Here is a 25,432-nt window from a genome sequence, read left to right on the forward strand (position 1 = left end):
CAGTCGGTGTTCCTGACGGAGTACGCGAAGGTCGGCGGCACCAACGCGGTCGTTCAGCTGCCCGGCAGTGTGACCGAGCTGACCGACGGCGGCACGAAGCAGACCACCACGCACCCGACGCCCGTCGGCGAGTTCTTCGCGAACAAGCGGGCGCACCTCGAGGAGATGCGGGAGCGCAAGCGCCCCATCATCGAGGCCGAGAAGGCGTCCTGGCGGCACCCCGAGATCGACGTGCTCGGCGAGCTGAAGAAGCGCATCGAGCCGCTGCTCGAGGAGTCCATCTACATGGCGCAGGGTGTAGGCGGCCCGGTCCGCTTCGACCTGACCGACTCGTTCGGCCCCGACGGCGAGGTGGTCGAGCAGATCGTCGTCGACTTCCCGGCCAAACAGGTCCGCCCCTACGCCGACGAGAAGGTCCGCTACCGTTTCAAAACCGGCCGGGCGATCATCGAGCACCTGATCCACATCGACGAGGGCGACTGGGTCAACAGCCTGTTCCTGAGCTGCCGCTTCTCGGCCGCGCGCATCGGCCAGTACAACGAGTACATCTACGCTTTCTTCAAGTGCCTGGGCCGGGAACGCTTGCAGTACGCCGAGGGCTGGTACGACGAACACGAGAAGGCCGTGGAGGCCGAGGACACCCAGATGGGCGACTGGACCCTCCAGCGGCGCTGCCCCCACCTGAAGGCCGACCTGTCCCGTTTCGGCATCCTGGACGGCAACGTGCTGACCTGCCAGCTGCACGGCTGGAAGTTCGACCTGCCTTCCGGCCGATGCCTCACCAGCGCCGGCCACAAGATCCGAGCCACCAAGAGCGACAGCGAATCCACCGGCCCCTCGCGACCGCACTGATATTCATCGGGCCCTTCGGCCGCTCGGTGGATGGCAGTCCGCCACTGGGGTTTCCGGTGCATGGGGTACGAGCACGCGGCCGCGGTCATCAGCTTCGGGCATGTCGCTTGAGCCGGACCGAGACGTCGCCGACCTGTACCGGTCGGCGCTGAACGAGCTGTACGAAACCTCGGTCGACGATCGGGCGCTCGACCCGCTGACCGAGGTCGATCTCACGTACCGGCTGATCCGTGGCCTCCGGGCGGACTCGAGGATCGGCGAGGCGTACACGTTGGCCATCGAGCGGGACGAGAACTTCTACTCGGCCTCCGGCGCGGAGACCCGGACGTCCAGCCTTTTGCCGGAACCCGCGAATTGAGCTTTCCACCGACCATCGGAAATTGTTACGGCGCAGGTAACACCCCTGCTACCTGCGTGAACGACGAAATTAAGGCATCGACGAACGTAATTGACCTAATAAAAAGTTAACGCTAACTTGACGGCTACGTCACCAAAGACCGTCTGGGGAGCCGTATATGAAAGCCGTCTCGGTCGTCGGCAGGTCGCTGCTTGCGGTGGCCATGGTCATCGGGGTCACCTTGACGGGCGTAACGCCCGCAGCGGCGGCAGCCCCAGCGACCTTCTACGTCGCTCCGGACGGCGACGACGGCAACCCGGGGTCGATCACCGCACCGTTCCGCACCTTGCAGCACGCGCGCGATGTCGTCCGCGCGACCAAGGGCACGATGACCGGCGATATCAACGTCTATCTGCGTGGCGGCGACTACCCCGTCACCAGCACGATCGACTTCGGTGCCGAGGACTCCGGCACCGGCGGCTTCCGCGTGGTTTACGCCGCCTATCCGGGCGAGAAGCCGGTGCTCACCGGCGGTGTGCGGGTCGGCGGCTGGACGCAGCACAGCGGGAACATCTGGAAGGCACCGCTGGACCGCTCGACCAAACTGCGCGCGCTCTACGTCAACGACAAGCGAGCCCTCATGGCCTCGAAGACCATCAACTCGCAGGGCTGCCAGGGCACATACACGATCACCGCGGGACAGGCGGCGTGGGCGTGGGAGTCCGGGTCACAGTGCGCCGGAGCCCGCTACAGCACCGCCGATTTCCCGGCGATCGCGGCCAACCAGGACGACCTCGAGATCGAGACGGCGACCACCTGGACGACCGCCATCGTGGGCGTGCGTCAGGTGACCACCGAGGGCGGCTCCCGCGTGGCGACATTCCAGCAGCCGGGCGCCGCGATCGCGCAGGGCGCGTTCAACGGCAACGCGCAGCCGGGCGGCACGCACAAGGTGATGAACGCCTACGAGTTCCTGGACACGCCGGGTGAGTTCTACTTCGATCGCACGAGCCGGACGGTCTTCTACTACAAGGCCGCCGCCGACAACCTGGCCACGGCGACGGTCTTCGCGCCCGGCGGCGTGTCCACCGTGCTGCGGATCGCGGGTACCACGACGAGCAACCACGCACGCAATCTGACCTTCTCCGGCCTGACCGTGCAGCACTCGGACTGGAACCTGGTCAACGTCGCCGGCTCGGTGTTCAAGCAGGCGCAGCAGGGCAATCTCAGCGCCATCGCCTATGCGAAGCAGAACTTCCACGCCTACCACTACCGCAACGTCGACCTCACGCCCGGCATCGTCGAGCTGCGCAACGCCGACGGGATCCTGTTGGAGCGCAACCAGATCCAGCACACCGGCGCGGACGGCATCAGCATGGCCAACGACGTGCAGAACACCAGGTTGACCGGCAACCGCACCAACGACATCGCAGGATCAGCGATCTCGGTCGGGCATCCCCAGCACGTCTACATCGGCGATGCCACCTCCGGTAACCGGGAGAAGTATCCGGTCCAGGTCGAGGGACTCACCAAGAACATCGAGATCAAGAACAACTATTTGTACGACAGCGCGGTGCTGTTCAACGGGCACAGCCCGATCTCGGCGTACTTCGCTGACACGCTGACGGTGCAGCACAACCTGATCCGCAAGGCGCCGTGGTCGGGCATCACCCTCGGCTGGGGCTGGTGGAACTTCGACGGCTCGTCCGGCTCGATCGCGCCCGGCCGGCCCACCACGACGGCACGGAACAACACGATCAGCAACAACCGGATCGTCGACACGGTGCAGCGCCTCTCCGACACCGGGCCCATCTACACCCTCGGCAGCCAGCCGGGCACCACGGTCACCGGCAACTACCTGCTGGGCGTTCCCTCCGGCCACAAGTACGGCCTGCATCCGGACGAGGGATCGGCCTACATCAACTTCCGTGACAACGTGCTCAGCATCGACAAGAACGTCACCTGGATGATCAATTCCGACGACTTCGGGCGCAAGCACGACCTGAGCCTCACGCAGACGTACGGGCCGATCAACAAGGTCTCCAACAAGAACCTGCCGAACAGCACGGTGCAGGACATCCTCGTGTCCGCGGACTACGTGTGGCCGGCGGCCGCCTACGGCATCGCGGTGAACTCGGGGCTGGAGGACGCGTACCGCGACATCGTCCCGCCCGGCGAGCTGTCCCTGCCGGATCACGTGCTGCCCGCGAGCACCTACGCCACTGGCGGGTCGTCGCTGCGGATCCGCAGCACCGGCGACGCGACCAGGCGGATCTGGCTGGCGCCCGCCGGGACGACGACGTTCGCCGCCGGGCCGACCATGACCACCGCGGACGGTGCCGCCACCGCGATCGCGGTCCCGTCGTCGGCCGGCGAGTACCGGCTGTTCGTCGTCGACGCCCAGGGCAACCGGTCCGCCGCGTCCACGTTCCTCGTCCGGTCGCAGGGCGGCGGGAGCCAGCAGAGCGGGCGGATCGTCGGCGCGCAGTCCGGCCGCTGCGTCGACGTGCCCTCCGGCACGACCACCAACGGCACGCAGACGCAGCTCTGGGACTGCGACGGCACAGCGAAGCAGCGCTGGACCCAGACCTCCGGCCGGCAGCTGACGGCGCTGGGCAAATGCCTGGACGCCTCCGGCAACGGCACCACCAACGGCACCGCGGTCATCATCTGGGACTGCCACGGCGGGATCAATCAGCAGTGGACCGTCGACGCCGGCGGGTCCATCACCAGCGCCTCAGGCGGATTGTGCCTGGACGCGAACGGCGCGGGTACCGCCAACGGCACCAAGCTCATCCTCTGGACGTGCAACGGCGGCGCGAACCAGCGCTGGACCGTAAGCAGCTGACAGCAAGCAGACCGCTGAACAACGATCGCCTCGGCCGATTGTTCCCCGGCCGGTACCGTCGCCGTGCCGGCCGGGGCGTCGGCTGCCGTGTCCACCGTGGCCGACGCCGCCCTCCAGGTCGCCGGCATCCGATCACCACGCGGCCGCCCGCGGCAGCCGATCGCTCGATGCGACAGCGCCTCCCGAGGTTTCAGAAGATCGCGAGCGGGTTCACCGGCAGGCCTGTCGTGCCGGTGAACCGCGGCACCGCGACGATGAACTGGAAGGTCCACCGGCTGAGACGTGCGCACGTGTCGGCGAGCTCGGCCGGGTCGCAACCGTCGAGCAGCGGGATGGCGAGCTGGCCGAGTCCGAACCGGTGCAGCGCGCCCGGGATCTCGTCCGGCAACGGCGGATGGGCGTCACCGATGTCACCGGCGTAGACGGCGATCCCGTGCTCGTGCATCCAGCGGACCGCGTCGACCGTCATGCCGGGCAATGCTCCACCACCGGCCCGTTCCTCGGCCAGGTGCCAGCCACCGCGGACGACCAGCGCGTCACCCGGCAGCACCTCGACGCCAGCGCGAGCCGCCGCCTCGTCCAGCAGGGCCCCGGTCACGGCGGTGGCCGGGGCGAGCCGCCCGCCGGGGGCCAGGTCGAGCAGCACACCGCGGGTGACGATCCCATCGGCGTACGCGGAGGCCGCGCCGTGCCGTACACCCAGCGGCCCGGAACTGTCCGCCTGGGCCACGCCCGGGTACGTCCTGCCGCCCTCGACCCAGTGACTCATCGCGTCCAGGTGGGTGACCTCGGGATGGTGCGAATTGACCAGCAGGATCTCGCCCATCGCCGGGCTGCCGGCTCCGGTGTGCAGCATGATGGTCTGCACTCCGGTCGAGGCGGTCGTCGGCGCGAACGGACCGGCGGTCAGCGGCGTCGATCGGGTGACCCGCGCCAGCGACACGGACTCGCCGGTGCGCGCCTCGGCCGCGCCCCGTGCCCGCGCCTCGCCGGTGATGAGGTTGACGGCGCCTCTCTCGTCGGTTTCGCCCCAGCGCCCCCAGTTGCTCGGAATGCCGTACGCCAGGTCGTTGTCGGTCATCTGATCTCTCATTCCCTAGACGGAGCCAAGATCATCACAGGGGACCGGCACCCGGCCACAGCCCAAACGGTGCCCATCGGGTGCCCGAACCGGATCGGCTATGGTCGCGGCGTGGCGTCGCTCGGAGAGAAACTGCACCGGCTGCGCCAGCAGTCGTTCGTCGGCCGCGAGGACGAGGTCGCCCTGTTCCGGGCCACTCTGGCGACGTCCGGGATGCTGTTCGTGCACGGCCCCGGCGGCATCGGCAAAAGCACCCTGCTGGATGCGTTCGCGCAGGTTGCCGTCGGCATGGGCCGCACTCCGACCCGGGTCGACGCCCGGCACCTGAGCCTGGGGCCGGATCCGCTGCCGGTCCCGGCCGATGAGGCGCGGCCGGTGCTGCTGATCGACACCTACGAGCGGCTGGAGTCGATCGACGACTGGGTCCGTGAGCGGTATCTGCCGTCACTTCCCGGCGACAGCGTCGTCGTGATCGCCGGGCGGCACGCCCCGGGACCGCGATGGCGGGCCGACCCGGCGTGGCGCGGGCTGATGCGTGTCGTCCCGCTCGGCAACCTGCCGCACGCCGCGGGGCAGGCCCATCTCGCCGTTCAGCGGGTGCCGGAGAGCATGCACGAGCAACTGCTTGCGATCAGCCGAGGCCACCCGCTCACCCTGTCCATGCTCGTCGACGCGGTGCATCGCGGGGCATCGCCGCGCGCGCTGAGCGACCTGCCGGATGTCGTCGGAGCGCTGCTCACACAACTCGTCGACGAAGTACCGACCGTACGCCACCGTGCTGCCCTGGAGGTCTGCGCGCACGTGCCGGTGACCACCGAGGATCTGCTGACCACACTGCTCGGCGCGGACGCCGGTGACATGTTCGCGTGGCTGCGCACGTTGCCGTTCGTCGTCGAGAGCACCCACGGCCTGTATCCGCACGACGTGGTCCGCGACGCGATCGACACCGATCTGCGGTGGCGCGCCCCCGACCGGTACGCCGACCTGTACCGCCGCAAGCTCGCCGCGTTCCTCGACCAGGTCCTTGCCGTCCCCGGCGAGCGGGAGCGGATCCAGCTGCTGGTGGCCACCATCCTGATCAACCGCACCCGGTCCGGCATCCCGATGCTGAGTGCCCTACCGCCCACGCAGGCGTACGTCGACCGCCTGCGAGACAACGACCGGACGGCGATCGTCGCCATGACCGCGGCGTCACAGGACGAGCGGCAGTCCGGGCTGGTGACGCACTGGATGCGGCGGCAGCCCGAAGCCTTCCGGGTCTTCCGGCTCTCCGGCGAACTCTGCGGCTACACCGCCTGCCTCGACCTGACCGCAGCTGACATCGGCGTCGACCCGGTCGTCGACGGCATGTGGGCGTACGTCTCCGAACACGGTTCGCCGCGTCCCGGTGAGCGGGTACGCGCCTGGCGGTTCTTCGTGGACCGCGAGCACGGGCAGCGACCGTCTCCGTCGATGACCCTGTCCCTGGCAGTTCAGATGCTCGACATCATCGAGCTCGGCGACGACGTGGCATGGAGCCTGGTCGGCGCGTTCGACGACCCCGCGCAGTGGCGGCAGGCCATGGAATTCCTCGACTTCGGAGCCGCACACGGCTCGCCGGGCCTCTTCGTCCACGACTGGCGGCGTACCGATCGGGCCGAGTGGTCTGAGCGCATGCACGCCCGGCAGATCGGGGCGCCGGTGCGCCGGCCTGGCCCGGACCTGGACCGGCCGGTGCTGTCCCGGGCAGAGTTCGCCGACGCCGTCCGATCCGCGCTGCGCGGCCTCCACGAGCCGACCACCCTGCGCGACAATCCGCTGCTGCACGCCCGGGTGGTGCGAAGCGGCCGGAACCAGGACGGGCGGACACCGGCCGAACGGCTGCGCGACCTCATCGGCACCGCCGTGCGGACGCTGCCGGCGGATCTGGCCGTCCTGGTGACACGCACCTTCCTGGAGCCGACCACCACGCAGGAACGGGTCGCCGAGAGTCTGCACCTGTCGTTCAACACCTATCGGCGGCACCGGGACAAGGCGGTCGCCCACATCACCAGATGGTTGTGGGACCGCGAAACCGGAGCCGGCGCCGCCCCACCGTGACCCGGTCTCCATCGAGATGGTGCGGCGTGCGTATACCGTGCCCGAAGTCGTCGCACACCCGGTGAGCTTGCAGCTAACGCAGTTTTGGCACGGTACAGCCGCCAAGAAAGCAGCCTGAGTACGCCTTTGCAAGATCCGTGCTGGGGTGCGACCACCTGGCGACCACATCGCCCGAAAACCGGCCCAGGGGATATGCATAAAACTGCATATCCCCTGGGCAAATTGGTCGGGCTGACAGGATTTGAACCTGCGACCCCTTGCCCCCCAGGGGCACCTAAAGGCCCAGCGACGTGCTCAGTAACGTTTTCCCAGGTCGCCGACAACTATAACAGGCCGAGTTAAGGTGTCACCACCAGCGACCTCGCCTACGCTCCACGAAAGCCAGTCTACCTGTGGTTATGCGGGCGCAGATTCTCTGGGCTGCGATTTCTCATGGATTTAGAGTATGGCTCGAAGGTACCCTGCCGTCTGGTTCGCGCCGACGAGCGGCGTGCTAAGCAGTTGGCCGGTACACCCCTTGACTCAACTCGCTCTTCCACGGCATATCACCTCGGTTGAGGGCCTGTTTCCCCGATGGATTGGGCACCCTCCAGGCCCCTTATTAACTTTTCAATAAGAATCTTGGGATGCGCTGCCCGAGTCCAGTCACCGAAATCCGTACACGCCATATTTGGACGCGATTGCTCGCCATACGGAATCCGGCGACGCGCGTACGGCCGTTCAGGCGGCGAGGAGTGGTGTCGGTGGTGCTACCAGGTCGGCGATCTCATGGGCGGCTTGCAGGCGTCGGGTGGCGTTGACGCGGGTGTAGTAGCGCATGAGGGTGGCGGCGTCGTGGCCGAGTCGTTCGGCGACCTCGTGGATGCCGTACCCGGTGTCGAGCACGTTCGACGCGATCAGATGCCTGACCTGGTGTGGTCCGAGTGGGCGGACGCCGGCGGCGACGGCGAGGTCGTTGAACCGGTCGGTGAGGTTGTCCGGCCGCATCGGCTCACGGGTCCGGCCGGTGAACAGGTACCGCGACGTCGGCCCCGCCGCCCACTCGGCGAGCTGCTCGCTGGTGACCGGGTCCAGTTTCAGCGCGCGCAGGCCGTTGTGTGATTTCGGTGGCTTCACCCGCAGTCGGCTGCCCGGATCCTCGACCACGATCTGCCGGCGCACGGTCAGCGTCCCGCGTTCCAGCTCGAGATCACCGCACCGCAGGCCGCAGAGTTCGCCGCGGCGTAGGCCGGTCACGAGCAGCAGCCGCCACATCGGGTACAACCGGTCCTCGCTGACGTACGCGGAGAAGCGGCGCGCCTCGGCGAGAGTCCACACCCGCCGCTCGCCGTCGCTTTCACGGGGCTTGCGCACGTTGAGGTTGCGGCCGGTCTGCTCGATGAACGCCTTCACCAGCACCAGGTTCAGCGTCCGCAGGGTGGTCCGGGAGCAGCCGGCAGTCTCCAGGTCCCGGTAGGCACGCTCGACCATCCGGGCGCTCAGCCGCGAGGCTCGCACACCACCCACGTGCGGGTAGATCAGGCCGAACAGCCACCGGTAGTTGTAAACGGTATTGGGCTCGAGCTCCTGCTCCCGGGCCAGCACCCAACCATCACAGATGCTCTGCACCGTGTCGCCCAGCCGCGGCTTCGGATGCCGCGCGTCCCGCTGCCGGCACAACCGGCGGTACTCGGTCAACGCCAACTTCTCCGTGGCGAACCCGGACCGGCGGACCTGCATCCGGGCCCCGTCACGGCCCCGGCCCATCTCCAGCCGGAACCCGTACAGCCCTGTCTCCTGGTCTTGAACGATCGCATCGGTATCGGAAATGATCCGCACCTCGGCTCTCGGTAAGGGCCCTCCAGATCAGAGAAGCCTTCACCTTTTTCAACGAGGCCTCCGCACCGAGGCGACGAGCGGACGTCGACACCACTCGATCGAGTGACACGTGATGGCTGGCTAATTCAGCCCGCGCGGCCCGTAATCCATATGCCGGAAGCTATCGGCGTTGGACCACGGCGAGTTCGTCGCGCGCACGGGTCGCGGCTACGTATAGAAGTGAGCGAGCGCGAAGCTCGGCATCGTGCCGTTCAATGTCGTCCAGGCCGTCAAGCCGAGCCTTCTCGGCAGCCGAACGGAAGCCGACGTCGGCGAGTACGACCTTGACGAACTCCATGCCTTTCGCCCGGTGCATGGTCATCACCAGCACCCGGCCCTCCGCCGGACGATCGCGATCGATCGCTCGTGCCTGCACGCCGCGTTCGTTGAGTGCGTTGACAACTCGCTCACGCTGGAACTTGTCGTGCACGAGGACAGCGATTGTCTCGGGTGCCGTCCCGCCGTCGAGCCAGGAGCGGATGCGATCGGCAATGGTGTCGAGTTCGGTGATAAGCGACTCCACGGTCTCCACTACCGGCCTCGGCCCCGATCGCGCCGAGCGGTAGCCGGTGGCCTCCGCACGTTCTTCCAGGTCGACGTAGTCGCCGCCATCGAGCATCGCCATCGCGTAGCGCAGGTTCTGCGCGGTCGTGCGGTAGTTGAGGGTGAGCCGCTGCGAGCGGCCGACAATCTTGATGCCGTACCGGACCAGGACAGTCCGGTTGCCGTAGATACGCTGGTGGGAGTCCTCAGCGATGAACAGGTCGTCCTCGCCCTCGGCGACCAGGGCTCGCAGCATTTGCCAGTGCGTCGGTGACAGGTCCTGACCTTCATCGACGAGCACGTGGTCGGCTTGGCTGCCGCTGGTCTCCAGGTGGGCGGCGGCGACGGCTGCGGCCTCGGCGAAATCAAGCGTGCCGTCGATGCGGCACTGAGCGCGGTACGCCGCGATCAACGCCCACACGCTGTCCCGTTTGGCGCGGTCCAAGGCGACACCACGGCTGGGTCGTCGGACACGGCGGTATTCGTTCTCGTTCTTCACCCGTTGGGGCAGGACAATGAGGGCGTATTCGGCGCTGAGGAAGGTCTCGTTGGCGATTTCCGGGGGCAGCTTCGACGATGACGCCTCGATGACCTCTCGCCATCGGCCGTTCGGGGTGCGCGCCGTAGGGGTGGTTCGGGCATCGCCCAGGACGGTCTTGACGGCATCGCCGATGCCGGCGCCGGCAGCGCGGATGACGGCGGCTGCGAGGGCGTCGACGCCGGTCACGTATACGCCGGGTGTGTTGAGGGCAGTCGCCTGCGGAACCGTCGGGTCGAGTTGGGCAAGACCGTCACGTAGGGCATCGGCCAGGTTCGTGGTGAACGTGGTCAGCACGATCCGGGCGTCGGGCTGTTCTCGAGCCAGCACTCGGGCTCGGTGGATGAGTACGACGGTCTTGCCGGTTCCGGCGCCACCGGAAAGCCTGAAGGGGCCCTTGTATCGGCGTACCGCGTACCGGCGCTGCTCAGGGTGGAGGAACACCCGCCACGAACCGAAGTCGCCCTTTTCAATGACCCGGCGAAGTTCTTCCTGGCCGTCGATGAACGTGAACTGTGCCTGGGCAGCGGGTTGCTTGAGCGAGCGCAGCAGGTCGGCGTCTTCGTCACCCGTCTGTTCGGGCGCCTCGAGTTGCAGCCGCTCGGCGATGCTGTCGATCGAGTCCGAGGTGGCCAGGTCGACTAGGAGCAGCCCGAGCCAGCCTTCGTGTTGTTGAGCGAGGTCGAGAACGGCGTCTTCGTCCGGTGCGGCCAATGCCTGGTCGGCGATGTCGGCGGGGACACCAAGCCGGTCGACGAGGTCGGCGCGCGTACGCCCGATCCGTCCCAGCAGAGACTCTGCCGCCGGCCCCGAGGAGCTGGCGGCGGATGATGTCGCCAGTCGTGTGTCGGCCGGCCGAGGCTCGGGCTCGGCCTCCTCGATCTGCGGCAGGCCATTGATCGGGTTGACCTTGAGGCGGACCCGGGCAGCGACGACAAGGGCGTCATCGTGGGGCCACACGCCATGGATGACGTAGTGGCTCTCCCCTGCGCCGTCGAGCCGGAACATCACGGCACGCCAGAACTGGTCGACGCGGCCTGTGCGTACCCGGGAGTCGGCCGCACCGGCGATCGGTTCGATGTGCAAACCGGTTGTGGTGTCGTCGGCGGAGAGCTTCTGCAGGTAGGTCATCGCCTTGGCCTTGACCGAGCCGTCAATCTTGACAGGCCACTTGGTCATGATGATGGTCGGCATCAGCGCTCCCTGCGGTCGGTGGTCTCGGTCAGCGCGGCGACGATGGCGTCCGGGTCCGGCGGCACCACGTGCCAGCCGGCGGAGCTGAGGTCGGCGCGGTCCTCGTCGGGCATGTCGTAGAGGTCAACGGCGATGCGCTGGCGCGGCCAGCAGAAGTCCATCGGGATGCCCTGCGGGCCTTCCACACCGATCAGTGGGGCTTCGAGGCTGCCGCCGGTGACCAGGAGCCGAATCAGCTCGCGCTCCGCACCTGGCGCGGCCGACTCGTACGCGGTTGCCCAGCTGTCGTCCACGACGTCGGGAAGCCCACCGGGGTCGGCCGGCTCCGGTGCCGCCGCAACAGTGACCGGGCTTCCCACTTGACTGGTGGTCGTGATGACAGTGGGCCAGTCACGAAGCGACATCGCGTTGGACAATTGGAGCCACAGCCGCCAGGCGTCGGCGTGCGCAGCGTCGAGGGCCTGCGCCCGGTCGTCGAGCACCAACGCGGCGTGTACTGCCGTCTTCGTCGGCTCGACGACGACGGCGAGCGCACCGAACTGCCGGACCAGAATGGTCCGGTCACCAGGTGGCAGCTCCTCGCTGAGCAGTGCGGCTCGCCCGATCGACGCGAGGCTGACCCCGGCTGCGCAGGTACGGCGGGACTGGCCGTCGACCAGGAACATCGGCGCGGCCCGCGCGACGATCCCGAGGTCCGCCGGGCTGGGCGCGGACACCCACCCGAGCAACCAGGTGATCGGGCCGGCCCGCAGCGCTTCGTACGCGCTGGGCGCGGCCTGGAACGGGGCCTGCTTGATCAGCCGGGCCACGGTGGCCTCGGAGAACCAGGCCGGTGCCACCGGGACTTCCTGCTCGGCCGAGGCGATATCGGCCGCGGTGACGGCCAGCACGATCCGGCCGGTGTCCCGCAGCACCTGTCGTTTCTCGGCGTCGTCGGCGAGCCGGTTACGCGACGCGACGGCGTGAAAGGCGTGACCGTCAGTGAAGACAGCAACGGCCGGCACAGCCGTGTCGTTGGTTTCCAGCAGGAAGTCGGGGCGCGAGTTCTCGACGTTCACCTGCGGCGTCAGCGTCCATTGGCGGTGATCGCCGGGCAGGGTGAAGCGTAGGGCATTGCCCCAAGGTTTCGGCACCTCGGTGGTGGCTGCCCCGACAGCCGTCAGCCGCTTCGCGATCAGCTTGCGGAAGCGTTGTTCCAGGTGTGATTCAGGGCTGTCCCGCGGTGGAGTCTGGACGAGCGTCCACGGCGGCCCGTCGGCTGAGTCGGCGTCCTCGCGCAGGCCGAGCAGGTGGGCGAGGTGCCGCACAGCGGCGGCGCGGGATGTCCGGCGCAATGCGGCGGGCGGGGTGAACGGCAGCAGGCAGCGGTGACAGGCGAGGCGGTCTTCATGCTGGCACTCGCAGTCGCGGACCTGCTGCCAGGCGAGCGTGAGCAGATCGCGGAGCCGGTCCGGGGCGGCCAAGTCAGCGAGGTATCCGGTGCCACCGGGCACCACATCGTGCAGCAGCAGCGCGTCGTGGTTGTCGGTGCCGTCGCTGAGGGTGGGATCGACGACATGTTCGACCCGCAGATGGTCGGGGTGCCCGCCGATCTGTTCCCGCAGCCCGAGCAGGATCGCCGCGGCCAGGCTGGGCACGGCGAAGTCGTCGCCGAGGGTGACCGCGTACGGCAGGCGCAGCAGCAGCCCCTGAGTACGCAGGGTGCGGGAAAGGGCTACGGCGACAGTGTTCTCCACCTCCGCCTTGCGATACGGGCACCACGCGCGATGTTCGTGCGGGCGGTTGCGACCGGAGTCGGTGTCGAGCTTGCCGCATCCACTGCACACCCGGAACAACGCGCCGGTACGTTCGTCGGCCGAGATGATCCGTGATGTGCCGTGGCCGGAGACACCGACGTTGAGCCAGCGCAGGTCCATGCTGCGCAGATAGGTGCAGCCCAGCCCGGTGTTCTCGGCGAACCACTTGGCCGCGATGCCGGCCGGATCGATGTCAGCGGCCGTGATGAGCTGGAACGGGATGCGGTCACGCTGATCACGCCGGTCGGAGATCTTCACCTCGTCACGGCGTACCTCGGCGGAGACGTGCGACAGTTCGACGACGTCGAGGCGCTGGCCGGTGTCGGCGATGCCGGTGCTGCCGCATCGCGGGCACTTGGCGATCTGCTGTTCCCGGCCGGTGGCGGCGATGTCGGCTGCGTAGCCACAAGCGGGGCAGAACGCCCAGGGACGGATGGATTCGCCGTCGATGCCGAGGTCGATCGCGTCGACGGCGATCTCCCAGCCTCGGGCATAGAAGGTGGCACCGGGCGCGAACTCGCGAATGGCCTGCGCCGATCCGCGCTGGAACTGGGCGCTGTCGCTCTCGAATTCGCCGGAGTCGGGGTTCGTCCAGCTGATCCCGACGGCGAGGGTGACGGTGTCGTCGAGCAGCGTGTAGTTGGGCAGCAGCCCGTGCTCCTCCAGCACACTGATCCAGTATTCGCCGCGTAGGTGCGCGAGCTGCCCGCCGATCAGCTTGCGGGTGGTCTTGGCCGATCGCAGGGCCCGCTTGTCGTCGTCGGTGCGGGCTGGCGACGCGTACTTGGCCTCCAACTCGGGCAACACCTTGTTGACCTCGATCTGGCGCCGTTTGAGGGTCTCCACGGTCTGCTGCCACCGTCTGCTGGCGGCGTGTACGTTTCCGGCGAACAGGCTGGTGCCGGCACCGGCCGACGGGCTGACCAAATCGGTGAGCGCGGTGATCGTGGCCTCGGGCAACGATCCGATGGTATCGGTGAACCGGCGGACCGCCGCGGCACCACCCGCCTCGGCGGCGGCGATGAGTTCGCCGAGGAACGAGTCCGGGTCACTGGCTCCGATGGCCTGCTGCGCGCTGGTCGGATGGGTGTGCCGCTCGTCGCGGGCCATGCCGTCGACGAGGCAGGCGGTAAACTGCCGGCGCAGGATCTCCTCGGCGCTCAGATAGGTGGCGGGCGGGCGTACCTCGCCGTTGATGACCGACAGCGGGTCGCCGAGCTTGGGCAGTTGGTCGCCGCGCCCGGTGAGGTAGGCCAGATTGAGGGCGTTTCCGGTGAGACGCCCGGCCCGCCCGACCCGCTGCAGATAGGACGCGACGGTACGGGGCAGCGACGACAGCAGCACGGTGGACAGGTCGCCGATATCGATGCCCATTTCCAGGGTGGGGGTGGCGACCAGCACGTTCGGTGCCTGCGGCTCGGTCGAGGACTTCTTGAAGCCGTCCTCGTAGCTCAGCCGGGTGGCGTCGTCGAGCAGACTGGTGTGTTCACGCGCGACGATCCGGCGCATGTCCGGGGATGCGTAGAGCCGGCGGTAGAAGTTGTCAGCCAGGACTTCCCGGGTGAGCCGGCCGTGGCAGCGCACCAGCATGCACGGCGCACCGTCGAGCTGGTCGACGGTGATGCGGCTGCCCGGCACCAGGGCCCGGCAGGTGTCGCAGGCCAACAGGTGCCGTCGCGCGGCCAGGTCAGCAGGCCGGGCCGGGGCGACCTGAACACCGGACGGCGGGAGCGCGTAGACGGTGGCGCCGCTCCGGCTGGTGACGGTGGCGAGAACACCATCGCGGGCCAGCCGGTCGAGCAGCAGCCGAGCAAGCCGCCCGCCGTCGGCTGGGCTGACCGACAACGCCCGGGAGGTCCAGCGCGCGTACCAGGACTGTGCCGAGGTGACCGCGTCCAGGTCGCTGTCACGTACCGGGTTGGCCGCCCCGCCGACGCGCGGATAGCTCGGAGCTGGCCGGGTGTTGGGGAAGGCGGGCATGCCGTCGCCGCGGGGCCGCCCACCCCAGATGGACCAGCGGTTGCCGTCCTCCTGACGGAAGGTGGTGAACCAGGGATGGTCGATCGCGCCCTGTGCTCGCATCCGGTCCAGTACGCCCCGCACCCACTGCACCAGCGTCTCGTCGGCCGGTTCGCCGTGCTCCGAGCCGAGCGGGTTCTGGACCACGAACCCGGCCAGCACGGTTCGGGCGGCGGCGACCATCCGGGCCGGTGGGCCGGCATCCACCTCGACGGTGGCGGCACCGGTCAGTTCGAGGGTTCGGCCGGTACGCGAGTTGAGCCCGAACTCCAGCGCAACGTCGAGCGCGAGCCGTTTCCGAACCCGGGACATCACCCGTGCAGGCACCCCCCGCAGCGTCTTCGACGTCCAGAACGGGGTGAACGACTCCCGGTCGACGCAGTCGGGACCGAGCAGTCGATAGCGCTGGAAGTGGTCCGTACCGGTGCGCTGGATCACGTCCTCGACCAGCGTGTCCAGGGTGAGGGTGCCGGGGGCGATCGCGGCGTTGAGTGCCGCACGCAGGGTCAGCGTGTGCGAGCGGGCCTCAACGAAACCGGCCCGGTGCGCCGCGTCCTGCACCGAGTCGGTGAAGACCAGCGCCTTCTTCTCCTGTACGTCCAGGGCCGCCGAGCCGAACAGCGTGGACAGCGACACCGACAGCAGGGTGGCGATGGCACTGCCCAGGAAGCGAATCCCGTCCGGCTGGGCACACGACGGGCAGATGTCGAGCCGCGCGTGCTCGTCGGCATCGCGTCCGGCGCTGGTCAGCACCGGCAGAATCCAGCCGTCCCGCAGGTCGCGATCGTCGTCACCCGGGGGTGCGGTGAGCAGTTCGCGGCCACGTACCGAGAACCAGGCCAGCCCGTCGGGGTATGCCGCCCCGTCGTAAGCTGCATCGGCCTCGGCCGGCGCGTACAGCAGGGCCCGGAACCGCCCCTCGTGGTTGGCGTGATTGCGCCGGATGGTCTCGTCGTCGACGGCTAGGCCGGTGCCGACCGGGGCGAGCGCGACACCCCAGCCAGACCGGCCGCAGAACCGGCAGTAGACGGCCGGGAACGACGGCCGGATGTCCTCGGTGTCGCCGCCGGCCACCGGCGGCCCGTCGTCGCCCCAGCGGAAGCGGGCCGTGGTGTCCGCGGCCCGGTCGATGCGAGTCAGCTCACGCACCCACAGGTGCACGTCGACGGCAAGCGCGTCCCGTCCGACGATCGCCCGGATGTGCCCGAGGGCCGCCACCACAGCGGTGATCGCCCGCGCCCAGTCGGCGTCGAAGCCGCCCGCCGCGAGGCTGGAGGTACGCCGGTCGGCCTGGCCCGCGATCCGGCGGACCAGGTCGTCGACGCTGATCGCATCGGCGGTCTCGAAGGCGAGTTCCTGCACCAGCGGGTGCGCTTTCACCAGGGCGAGCAGCAGGTCAGGCCCGGCCGCGGCGAGCCGGTCCCGGTCACCGGCCCAGAGCAGACCGAGGACGGTACGGGCCAGAGCCGCGCCGTCCGGGTCGGCACCGAGATCGTCAACGACCGCGCGTACATCCTCAGCCCTGAACGCCTCCGCGACGGAGAACCCGGCGTCGGCGACGACGGCGTCCGCGTCGCCCACCCACTCGGCGAGCTCCTGCCGGGACTCGGTCACCACCGCGTCGGCGGGAAACGGCTCACCGAACACGGTTTCGGCGAAACCGAGCATTGCGCCCGGATCGCCCTTGTCCCCGAGGGTGGCCGACGTCGCCACCGGTGTGATCAACCCGAGCGGCCGCGTCCGGGCATCGTCGGTGACGGCCGGATCGTCGTCACGCCAGTGGCTCCTCAGGGCCAGGCCGAGGCGGCGCAGCAGCATCGCCACGTCGGTGCCCTGCGCACCGTCATAGGTGTGGAACTCATCGAGCACCAGGTAACGCAGACTGGTCGCGGACTGCCGCCACAGCCTCTGGTCCTCATGACGCAGCAGCAACTGGTCGAGCATCTTGTAGTTGGTGAGCAGGATGTCGGGGGCGGTGTCCCGGATGACACCACGGTCGGTGATCAGTCCCTCCACGGTGACCATGGTTCGCGGCCGGGTCTTCTCCCCGGTGTAGAGCGCCGCGGTGATCGACGCCAACTCCGGATGGCCGGTGAGCAGACTGGTGAGGCGGGCTGCCTGGTCGTTGGCGAGCGCGTTCATCGGGTAGAGGACCAGGGCCTTGATCCCGGTGACACCCTCCAGCCGGGCCCGGCGCACATGATCCAGGATCGGGTACAGGAACGCCTCGGTCTTGCCCGATCCGGTGCCGGTGGTGACCAGCGTCGGCTGCGGGCGCCGCCCGCCCAGCGAGGTCAGCCGGGCGAACGCGGCGGCCTGATGACCATAGGGAGCCGGGCCCGCATACCAGTCGAGGTGCTGCCGCCAGCCCGGCTCGGCTGGTCGGAACGGCAGTCGCAGGCGTACGTACGGACCCTTGAACATGCCGGTGACCGGATCGGACAAGAACGTGTCGAGGCCGTCACGAGGGTCCGCCTCGGTCAGCGCGAACGTCGTCGTCAGGTAGTCGACGAGACTGTGTCGGACGTTGGCCGCCTGGACGGTCGGCAGCAGCTCGGTCATTGACGATCCCGCAGACGCTGCTCGAAGACCGCATACGCCTCCCGCATGTCCGCCTCCCGGTCCAGGGTGACGAACGGCAGCTCATAGGTGTAGGTGTTCCCGGCCTGGTTGGTGGCGGTGCGCTCCTCGGCGGTGACTCGGTCGCCCTTCTTGCGCCAGACCGTGAGCACCGAGTTGGGCACAAGCCGACCGTTCGCGTCGTAGAAGTAGACGTTGCGGTCGTAGCCGCGCAGCACGGCGAACTGGGTCCGGTATATCGCGCACAACTCGTTAGCGGTCAACCCGAGAGCAAGCGCCACCAGCGCATCGATCTCCACCAGCGCCTGCCGCCGATCCGCCGCAACCCGCAACGGCGTCTCCGCTGTCCACTCCGGCCCTACCTGCTCAAGGCCGAAGCGACGGGAATGCACAAGTCCTCCCGCCCAAGCGTCATCGTGAAACTGGTCCGTGTAGCAGCGAGACCAGAGCTCCGCATATACGGCGGTCACACAGTTGAGGCGCAAAACACGAATCATCAACGCATCGCTCAGCTCATGGTCCTCAGAGATGGGAAGCCGTCCGATGGTGCCGAACGAAATCTCCGACTTCGGTGCGCACCGCACTGAGTAGTCAGAGACAATCGACGAGACGAATGCGCTGACCACCGGGAGCTTGCTTGCACCACCACCGGCGACGATCATCGTGTGCACCGGATGCACGTGAGCTGCACCTGGTGGGATGATTGCTGGAATCAGGGTACGTTCGCCCTGGTTGGCGGCCATGCGGCGCCAGGCTATGCGGTAGTGGTCGCGGGCAGGGTCGGGGCGGTCCTCGTTGCCCCAGTCGGTGTAGGCGCAGTCGTAGTCATAGCGGTCGCCTCGGCGCTGGTAGGCCGTCGCCGGGATCGCGTCGGCCGCCAGCGCCTCGAAGTCCGTCACCGACCAATCCTTATTGCTGACTAAGGTGGGATTTGGCGTCTTATTAATAGGCGTCGAGACATACAGATGCGGCCCTTGGAGAATCACGTCATCCCAGGACGACGGCACACTCCACTCCGACTCGAAATACCCCTTGCGTCGATCCGTCGTCTCGTTCCACCCTTGTGAGGAAAGAAGACCGAGTTCCCCGATACGCGGTGCGCGAGACAGCTTTTCAAGAACAGCCGCCGATGACTGGTTAACTGCGTATACCATCCGGGTTTGCCGGATCGGCACATCGCCGGCCTCCATTGTGGCGTGCCAGGCGCGCAACGTATCCTCGGTGACTTTAGTGATCCGCGAGCGGTGCGGACGCACGTCCCAGTGACCCTCGTCGTCCTTGAGTCCAGGCTCCGGCCCGGAGCCGTCGTGCACCAGGGAACGCACCGCCGTATCGGGGTGATAGAGCCAACTCGCCTGGGTGAAGCCCGGCTCACTCTGCGGGAATCCGTGCACCGTGATGCCGAAGTGTTTGTGATTTTGGATTTCAAAGAGCAGCAGCTGGTTGATGAAGTGCCAGTGGCGGCGGAGTCGTGAGTAAAGCTCGGCGCGAAGAGGGCCTGCGTTCTCGTCGGTGAAGTGGGAGTTCAGGTGAATCATGCCGATGGTGCCGCGGGCCGAACCGTGCCGCCACATCACCTCCATGAAGCAGCGGTACAGGTCGGGTCGCAGACCGACAAGATGCGGATATTGCGGCGTCGCACTAACGAACGAACCGATGCAAACGGTGTCCGCCGTGCCGTCGATGACCAGGTTTAGCACACCAGGCAGGTCGAGGGTGGCATCACGCTTAACGGCCACCTCCGCCTGCGTCGGTTTTGGCGCGAGTTGCCACCATGGGTCGCCCTCGGCGAGCAGGGCCGACACGTCGACGTCAGGCCGTACCCAGGGCGGGTTGCCGACCTGGAGGTCGAAGCCGCCGCGAGTGAACACGGTGGCGAAGTCCAGCTGCCAGTGGAAGAAGCCCTGCCGGTGGGCGATGCGCTCGCACACCACCAGCCACGGATTCTTCCTCAGCACCTCATCCATACCCTCGGCGTTGGCGAAGCTGAGTTCCATCGCCTCGGCCTGGTTCAGTTCTTCCCAGTCGATACCGGCCCGGAAGGCTGTTCTGGCTGCCACGCCGACATTTCGGTTCGACAGCGATCGACTGGTCCATCGCGCCACATTGCGCTCTTTGTGGCGAGCCGACTTCAGGTCCGGGTTGCGACCCAGCAGCGCTTGCAAGCCTTCGATCCATTGCGTGACGGTCGGCGGCTCGACCACCTTGCCGTTCACGGTAGCGAGCTCGTCAGTGAGAGGCCAGAACCACAAGGCAGCCCAGGCGTCCATAGCTCGGCGCAGTCGACGGTAGGCACCGCCCTGATCGGCAAGCGCCGATTCGATCTGCTCGCGGGTCACCGCACCCCCGGCGGGCAGGTCCCCAGCCTCCCACACCGGGATGGAACGGCGGATCTGCTTCTCGGCGATGTCCAGCCGACGGTAGGCGATCTGCCACAACGACTCCACGCGGTGCGCCAGTTCGGCGTACGCGTCGATGGTTTGCTTGGTGGGTTTGGTTTTTGTGCTGCCTCGCCAGGTCTTGAGTTTCTTCGCCGCGTCGGGCGCGAGTGCCGCGGCTTCCTTGGCGTCCGCGGCTGAGCCCCAGCCGTCGGCAGGCAGCAGGAAGTGGTGGATGCCGTCGGTGGCGACCCGCTCGGCTTCGATGTCCTCGACCAGCGAGGTCAGGGGCACCTCGTCCGGCACCGCGCCCAACCATGATTTGTCGGCGACCTGGCTGCGGCGGTAGACGGCCCGACGGGCGCCGATCAGCGAGTTGCCGCGCCGCAGGTGCAGGCCGAACCACGGTGCCGACAGGCCCTGCACCATCGTGTCGAGCCAGAGGGTGATCTCGGCGAGTTCGACGGCGGTGCCGTTCAGGTCGACGCCGTACACGTTGTGCAGGGCCAGGTAGGCCTTCACCTCCTGCAGACGTTTCGGGTAGTCGTCCGGGTCGATCCGCTTGCCCTCGGCTGCCAGTTCGCTTTGGCGGCGCTTGAGGTACTGGTCGGCGAGCTGCCGAACCGCTTCGATGGCGAACGCGCCCGAGCCGAGCGCCGGTTCGCAGATCGTCATGCCGAGGATGTCGGCGGCCGGTGTGCGTTCACCGTTCTGGTCGAGCAGTTCCTCCAAGGCCTGCCCGACGGTGAATTTCGTCAGCACCTCGGGGGTGTAGTAGGACGCCGACTGCTGGCGTTCGCGCCCGGCCAGCCGGAACACGAACGAACCCTGCGGGTGCAGCACCGGGCGCGGCTCGCCGGTCACCTTGTCGGGCTGCTTGACGAAGTCGGAGGATTCGATGCCGTCGGTACGGTCCACCGGCACCACCCAGGAGCCCTTGGTGCCGTCACCGCCCTTGGCGACCTCGTACAGGTCGGTGCCGGCGAAGAACCCGGTGTACGACATCAGGCCCTCGTAGACCGCGCCGAGCTGGTTGATGCCCAGTTCCGCGTACGAGATGAAGCCTCGGTCCTTGCCCCGTCGCTCCTTGCTCAGCAGCAGGTGGGTGAGGACCTCCTGGAGGGCGGCGTTGCCGAGGCCGACCGCGTCGATTTGCGCCGTGGCGCTGGGCCGGAACAGGTCGGCGCGCAGCGGGTTGAAGGTGAGCCCCGGCGCGGTCAGCGCCTCGTCGTCCGGGTCGGCGGTCTGGTGTCCCCGGTCGACCAGCTCGAACAACACGCCCAGCGACTCGTAGAGGTGCGTGCCGGCGCGGGCACGCGGGGTGGCCAACTCGACCTGGACGAGTTCCCGCAGCCGGTCCAGGCTGTAGCCCCGGTCGTACTCGGGAGCCCCGACCGGCAGCACACCCAGCTCGGGCGACGCCTCCGCGTACAGCAGGAAGAGGATGCGGTAGAGGAAGCGCAACGCCTGCTTGGCCAGCGGCTGGGCTTCGGCGGCGGGCAGCGGTGCGAGGCCGTGGGCGCGGCGGCGGGCGACGACCTCGTTGGCGATGATCTCGATGGACAGCCGTACGCCCTCGCGAAGGTCCTTGGAGACCCCGACGGTGTGTTTGATCGACTCGTCGAGAACGGCGGTCCACCACAGGTTGCCGTCCGCGTCCGGCGCGATTGACTCGGCGGACAGGCAGGTCAGGATGCGGTCTACCTCGCCGCCGCGTCTGGTGTCGTTGCGTTCGCAGATCAGTTGCAGGTCGATGGCGAGGTAACGGCCCTCCGCCCAGCGATCCCGTTCGGTCAGCACCGCCCACCGGCCGGCCAGGATCAGGATCAGGTCGGGGCCGTCGTCCTCGCCGAACAGGGCGGAGGTCAGCTTCGCCGCTGAGGTCAGCTCGTCGCCGTCGTCGTGGAGGCGCACCGGTGCGGCCAGTGTCCGGCCGTCCTTGGCGAGGATGTCCTCGACCGTGACGACCGGCTGGGCGAGCACCACGACCAGCGAGGCCCGATCGGTGATGCCGGGGGCCGAGACGCGCAGGATCGGCCCGTCCCCGCCGACGACAAGGCCGTGCTCGCGCAGTTCCAGGATGCCGACGATGCGCTCATGGATCGAGGCGACCGCGGCGGCGATGGTCTGCGGGTCGGTGGCGCCGAGGTCAGCCTCCACATCGGTCAGCTCGCCGAGCTTGGCCAGATCGGCTTCCAGCTCCTGCCGGGCCTCGGTGAACCGGCTACGCGGGGTGGGCCGGCGGTTGTCGGCCTCCGCGTCCCACGTCTTACGGCGTTCCAGCACCCGGGCGCGGAACGACTCCTTCGTCGCGTCGGTGGTGAAGTAGTGCTCGGAGATCCAGCCCTCACCGACCAGGATCGCGTCGGACACGCTCACGCCCGCCCTCCCGTCGACGGCACGACGACCAGCAGCGGGCGCACCAGTTGCCGGTCCGGGTTCATGTCGGCGACCAGCCGCTGCTCCTGGCCGATGCTGACCCGACGCTGCTTGAGATCGCGGCGCTGGATGAGTGCATCGGCGTCGTGCTGCCATTGGGCGAGCCGGTGGGACCACTGTTCGACGCGGTGCGCGACGTCCTTCTCGACCACGGCGAACAGGTCACGCATCTGCTCGCGGGCGTGGTGCACGGCCGGTGGGATGAACGGGCCTAGCGCCTCTGCCTCGGGCACCGGGCCGGGGTTGGACCGGGCGGTGTCGAAGCCCAGCGCGGCCAGTGCCGCGGAGGCCGACGGATGTGGGCTCACCAGGGCGAACACGAGGTCGCCGGGCATCGGGAACTCCACGGTCAACCACGCCGCCGAGACGACCTGGCCTCGCCGGTTGGTCAGCGTGCCCAGCAGCAGCACGGTCAGTTCGTCGACGTCGCCGCGGACCGCGAACACCTGGTTGCGGCCCAGCCCGGCCAGGGCCCGGTCGGAAGCCCAATCCAGCACCGGGTGCAGAGGGCTCAGGTAGTGCGCGTCCGGCCAACTGGAGCCGGTGTCGTCGCGCAGCGCCTGCTCCAGCCGGTCCTTGCCCCGGGCCTGGGTGGTGGCCAGGACGAGCTTGTCGGTGACCCGCCGGTCGGCGAGATAGCTCTGCGGCAGTACGTCGAGGCGTTGCACCAGGTCAGGTGGCGGGGTCAGCTCGGCGGTGCCGAAGGCGGGGTCTCGACGCCAGGAGACACCGTTGTTGCTCAGCGGCCTGGTCGGGTCGACGAAGGCGGCGTGCAGCGCCTCGTCGAGGTACGAGACCTCGTCCGGGTAGAGCCCTGACCCGGCGGTTACGGTCGTCTCGGGCAGCGGCTCTTCGTCGGTGTCGTCGGCGTCGACGATGCCGAAGAACATCGCCGACAGGTCGTCACCGGCCAGTACCTCGTCCGGCGTGCGTACCACCTCGTCCAGGTCACGCTGCCCGGCCAGGACGGCACGGATGGCGTCCTCCTCGCCATTCACGTCGTACTGGCCCATCAGGGAGGCCACGTCGCCGAGCGCGCGGTGCGCCTCGTTCTCCTTGTCGACCAGTTTCGCCAGGATGCGGATGTCGCCGGCGAAGCGGTCGCCGTCCGGCTCCAGCAGCAAGGCGGTGATCCGGGGTGGGTGCTGCTGGCCGTACCGGTCGATGCGGCCGTTGCGCTGCTCGATGCGGATCAGGCTCCACGGGATGTCGTAGTGGATCAGCTCGTGGCACTGGGCGTGCAGGTTGACCCCTTCGGAGGCGACGTCGCCGGTGACCAGGACCCGGACCGGGGCGTGTTCCTGCTTGAAGGCGTCCACCACGCGCTGCTGCTCGTCGTCGGGCAGGCCACCGTGCATGATCGCGACGGCCTCGGCGGGCACTCCGAGGTCGGCAGGAAGGTGTCTGTGCAGCCAGGTCAGGGTGGCGACCCGCTCGGCGAACACCACCGCCCGGATCGGCGAACCGGATCCGACGCCGATCTCCCGGAGCCGCTGGACCAGCCGGGTGTACTTGGCCGAGCCGGCCGCCTGCGCCGTCGCGTTCAGGGCGGCCAGCCGTTCCAGGGCCGCTCGTTCGACCGTGGCGGCGGCGTCGTGCTGGAGTCGGCCCAGGCGCTGCCGGACGGTCTCGGCCAGTGCGGCCGGTGACGAAAGGAAGGCCTTGGCCAGCGTCCAGGGGAACAGCGACGCGTTCTGCCCCGAGTAGGGGGTGCGCTGGTCCGGCGGCCACAGCCAGACGTCCTCGAGTTCGCGGGCGACCGCGTTCTCCGCCGGGCTCGCGGGCACCAACAGATTCTCCGGTTCCTGTCGTTCCATCCAGTCTGCACCGACCACCCCGGCCACCTCGTCGCTGTGCCGATGGCGGCGGATCACCAGCCGTTCGATCTCCTCGGCCACCAGCTCGCCGCCGGGCGGGATCGCGGACGGGTCGAGCAGCCGGATCAGCTCGGCGAAGGATTCCTTGCGCCCGTTGTGTGGGGTCGCCGACGCCAGGATCAGCGTCTCGGTATTTCGGGACAGTGTGCGGGCCAGCTTGTTGTTCTGCGTGGACGCATTGGCCAGGTTGTGCGATTCGTCGATGACGACGGCGTCCCAGCGCTGCTTCTTCAGACTGGCCGCGTACCGCTCCGACTTCAGCGTGTCGATCGAGATGATCGCCCGCCGGAAATAGGTGAACGGGTTGCGGTTCGCCGGAAGCTTCTGCCGAACCCGCTGGATCCCGGCGGAGTCGAGGCGGACGAACGGCAGCGCGAATCGCGACCACAATTCCTGCTGCATCTGTTCGAGCACGTGGCGGGGCGTCACGATGAGGATCCGCTCGCCTCGGCCCCGGCGGACCAACTCCGACAGGATCATGCCGATTTCCAGGGTCTTGCCGAGCCCGACCGCATCGGCCAGCAGGATCCGGGGACGTAGGTTGTCCGGGTCGAGTGCCTTGCGCACGGCGGTCTGCTGGTAGCTCAACGGTGTCGCCAGGGCCTGTGTGGCAACGGTGAGCGAGCGATCGGCGAGCGGAACGGCGGTCTTGCGGTACGTGGATTCCAGCCAGAGGCGGGCCTTGCGGTAGCGCGGGCTGTCGTCCGCCACGACGCTCGCTGCTGCCGGGTCGAGTGGTTCGACGCGGTCGAGGGAAGCGTAGAAGCTGGCGCTGGCATCGCGAACCAGTTCACTCAAGCCTCGGACGTGCATGAGGAGCCCGTCCGCGGTTTCCTCCGCGGTCTGCACTAGCCATTCCTCGTCCCGGATGACCACCACCGACCCCGGCGCCAATTCGAGTGGTGCCTCGGAAAGGGCTTTGTCCACGGTCGTCCCACTCTCCCCTCGCGCCATGCGCCATGCGCTCAAAATCCTATGTGGACTGAGAGTACGGATGAGACCGTCCATTCGTCT

General features: G+C 68.3%; 10 protein-coding genes. 4 read left to right on the forward strand and 6 right to left on the reverse strand.

Annotated elements, in window-relative coordinates:
- From CLV67_RS41790 to CLV67_RS41800, 3 genes are all read left to right on the forward strand, one after another.
- On the forward strand, window positions 1-852 hold an 852-nt coding region (locus CLV67_RS41790), incomplete at its 5' end, for a Rieske (2Fe-2S) protein (RefSeq protein ID WP_146169511.1).
- A gap of 100 nt (window positions 853-952) precedes the next feature.
- Window positions 953-1,210, forward strand: a complete 258-nt coding sequence (locus tag CLV67_RS41795; RefSeq protein ID WP_106328893.1) for a hypothetical protein — start codon at window positions 953-955, stop codon at window positions 1,208-1,210.
- A gap of 157 nt (window positions 1,211-1,367) precedes the next feature.
- Window positions 1,368-4,037, forward strand: coding sequence for a right-handed parallel beta-helix repeat-containing protein (locus CLV67_RS41800; RefSeq protein WP_106328895.1), 2,670 nt, complete (start codon window positions 1,368-1,370; stop codon window positions 4,035-4,037).
- Between the two features lie 190 nt (window positions 4,038-4,227).
- Here CLV67_RS41800 and CLV67_RS41805 read toward each other — a convergent pair whose 3' ends face one another.
- On the reverse strand, window positions 4,228-5,118 hold the full coding sequence (locus CLV67_RS41805; protein ID WP_106328897.1) for a cyclase family protein: 891 nt from the start codon (window positions 5,116-5,118) through the stop codon (window positions 4,228-4,230).
- Window positions 5,119-5,229: 111 nt separating this feature from the next.
- On the opposite strand from CLV67_RS41805, the gene CLV67_RS41810 reads away from it, so the two are divergent.
- Window positions 5,230-7,197, forward strand: coding sequence for an ATP-binding protein (locus tag CLV67_RS41810; protein WP_106328899.1), 1,968 nt, complete (start codon window positions 5,230-5,232; stop codon window positions 7,195-7,197).
- Window positions 7,198-7,917: 720 nt separating this feature from the next.
- Here the strand turns inward: CLV67_RS41810 and CLV67_RS41815 are convergent.
- From CLV67_RS41815 to CLV67_RS41835, 5 genes are all read right to left on the reverse strand, one after another.
- Complete coding sequence (locus CLV67_RS41815; RefSeq protein ID WP_239166690.1) at window positions 7,918-9,015, reverse strand: tyrosine-type recombinase/integrase; 1,098 nt, start codon at window positions 9,013-9,015, stop codon at window positions 7,918-7,920.
- A gap of 160 nt (window positions 9,016-9,175) precedes the next feature.
- On the reverse strand, window positions 9,176-11,329 hold the full coding sequence (locus tag CLV67_RS41820) for a UvrD-helicase domain-containing protein (protein WP_106328901.1): 2,154 nt from the start codon (window positions 11,327-11,329) through the stop codon (window positions 9,176-9,178).
- Window positions 11,329-17,706 carry a DEAD/DEAH box helicase gene (locus CLV67_RS41825; protein WP_106328903.1) on the reverse strand — a complete coding sequence of 2,126 codons (6,378 nt, stop codon included), beginning with the start codon at window positions 17,704-17,706 and terminating at the stop codon, window positions 11,329-11,331. The genes CLV67_RS41820 and CLV67_RS41825 overlap by 1 nt, the downstream gene beginning before the upstream one ends.
- Window positions 17,703-22,481: a restriction endonuclease subunit M gene (locus CLV67_RS41830; RefSeq protein ID WP_106328905.1), complete on the reverse strand. Its 4,779-nt coding sequence runs from the start codon at window positions 22,479-22,481 to the stop codon at window positions 17,703-17,705. The genes CLV67_RS41825 and CLV67_RS41830 overlap by 4 nt, the downstream gene beginning before the upstream one ends.
- On the reverse strand, window positions 22,478-25,372 hold the full coding sequence (locus CLV67_RS41835; protein ID WP_106328907.1) for an SNF2-related protein: 2,895 nt from the start codon (window positions 25,370-25,372) through the stop codon (window positions 22,478-22,480). Before CLV67_RS41835 ends, CLV67_RS41830 begins: the two co-directional genes overlap by 4 nt.
- Between the last annotated feature and the right edge of the window lie 60 nt (window positions 25,373-25,432).

Source organism: Actinoplanes italicus (assembly GCF_003001815.1).
In the GTDB taxonomy this organism is placed as follows: Bacteria; Actinomycetota; Actinomycetes; order Mycobacteriales; family Micromonosporaceae; genus Actinoplanes; species Actinoplanes italicus.

What these genes read in the sequence shown, in the direction of transcription:
- CLV67_RS41825 (WP_106328903.1), bottom strand. Translation starts at nt 17,706, where the DNA reads ATGACCGAGCTGCTGCCGACCGTCCAGGCGGCCAACGTCCGACACAGT.
- CLV67_RS41795 (WP_106328893.1), top strand. Translation starts at nt 953, where the DNA reads ATGTCGCTTGAGCCGGACCGAGACGTCGCCGACCTGTACCGGTCGGCG.
- CLV67_RS41835 (WP_106328907.1), bottom strand. Translation starts at nt 25,372, where the DNA reads ATGGCGCGAGGGGAGAGTGGGACGACCGTGGACAAAGCCCTTTCCGAG.
- CLV67_RS41805 (WP_106328897.1), bottom strand. Translation starts at nt 5,118, where the DNA reads ATGACCGACAACGACCTGGCGTACGGCATTCCGAGCAACTGGGGGCGC.
- CLV67_RS41820 (WP_106328901.1), bottom strand. Translation starts at nt 11,329, where the DNA reads ATGCCGACCATCATCATGACCAAGTGGCCTGTCAAGATTGACGGCTCG.
- CLV67_RS41800 (WP_106328895.1), top strand. Translation starts at nt 1,368, where the DNA reads ATGAAAGCCGTCTCGGTCGTCGGCAGGTCGCTGCTTGCGGTGGCCATG.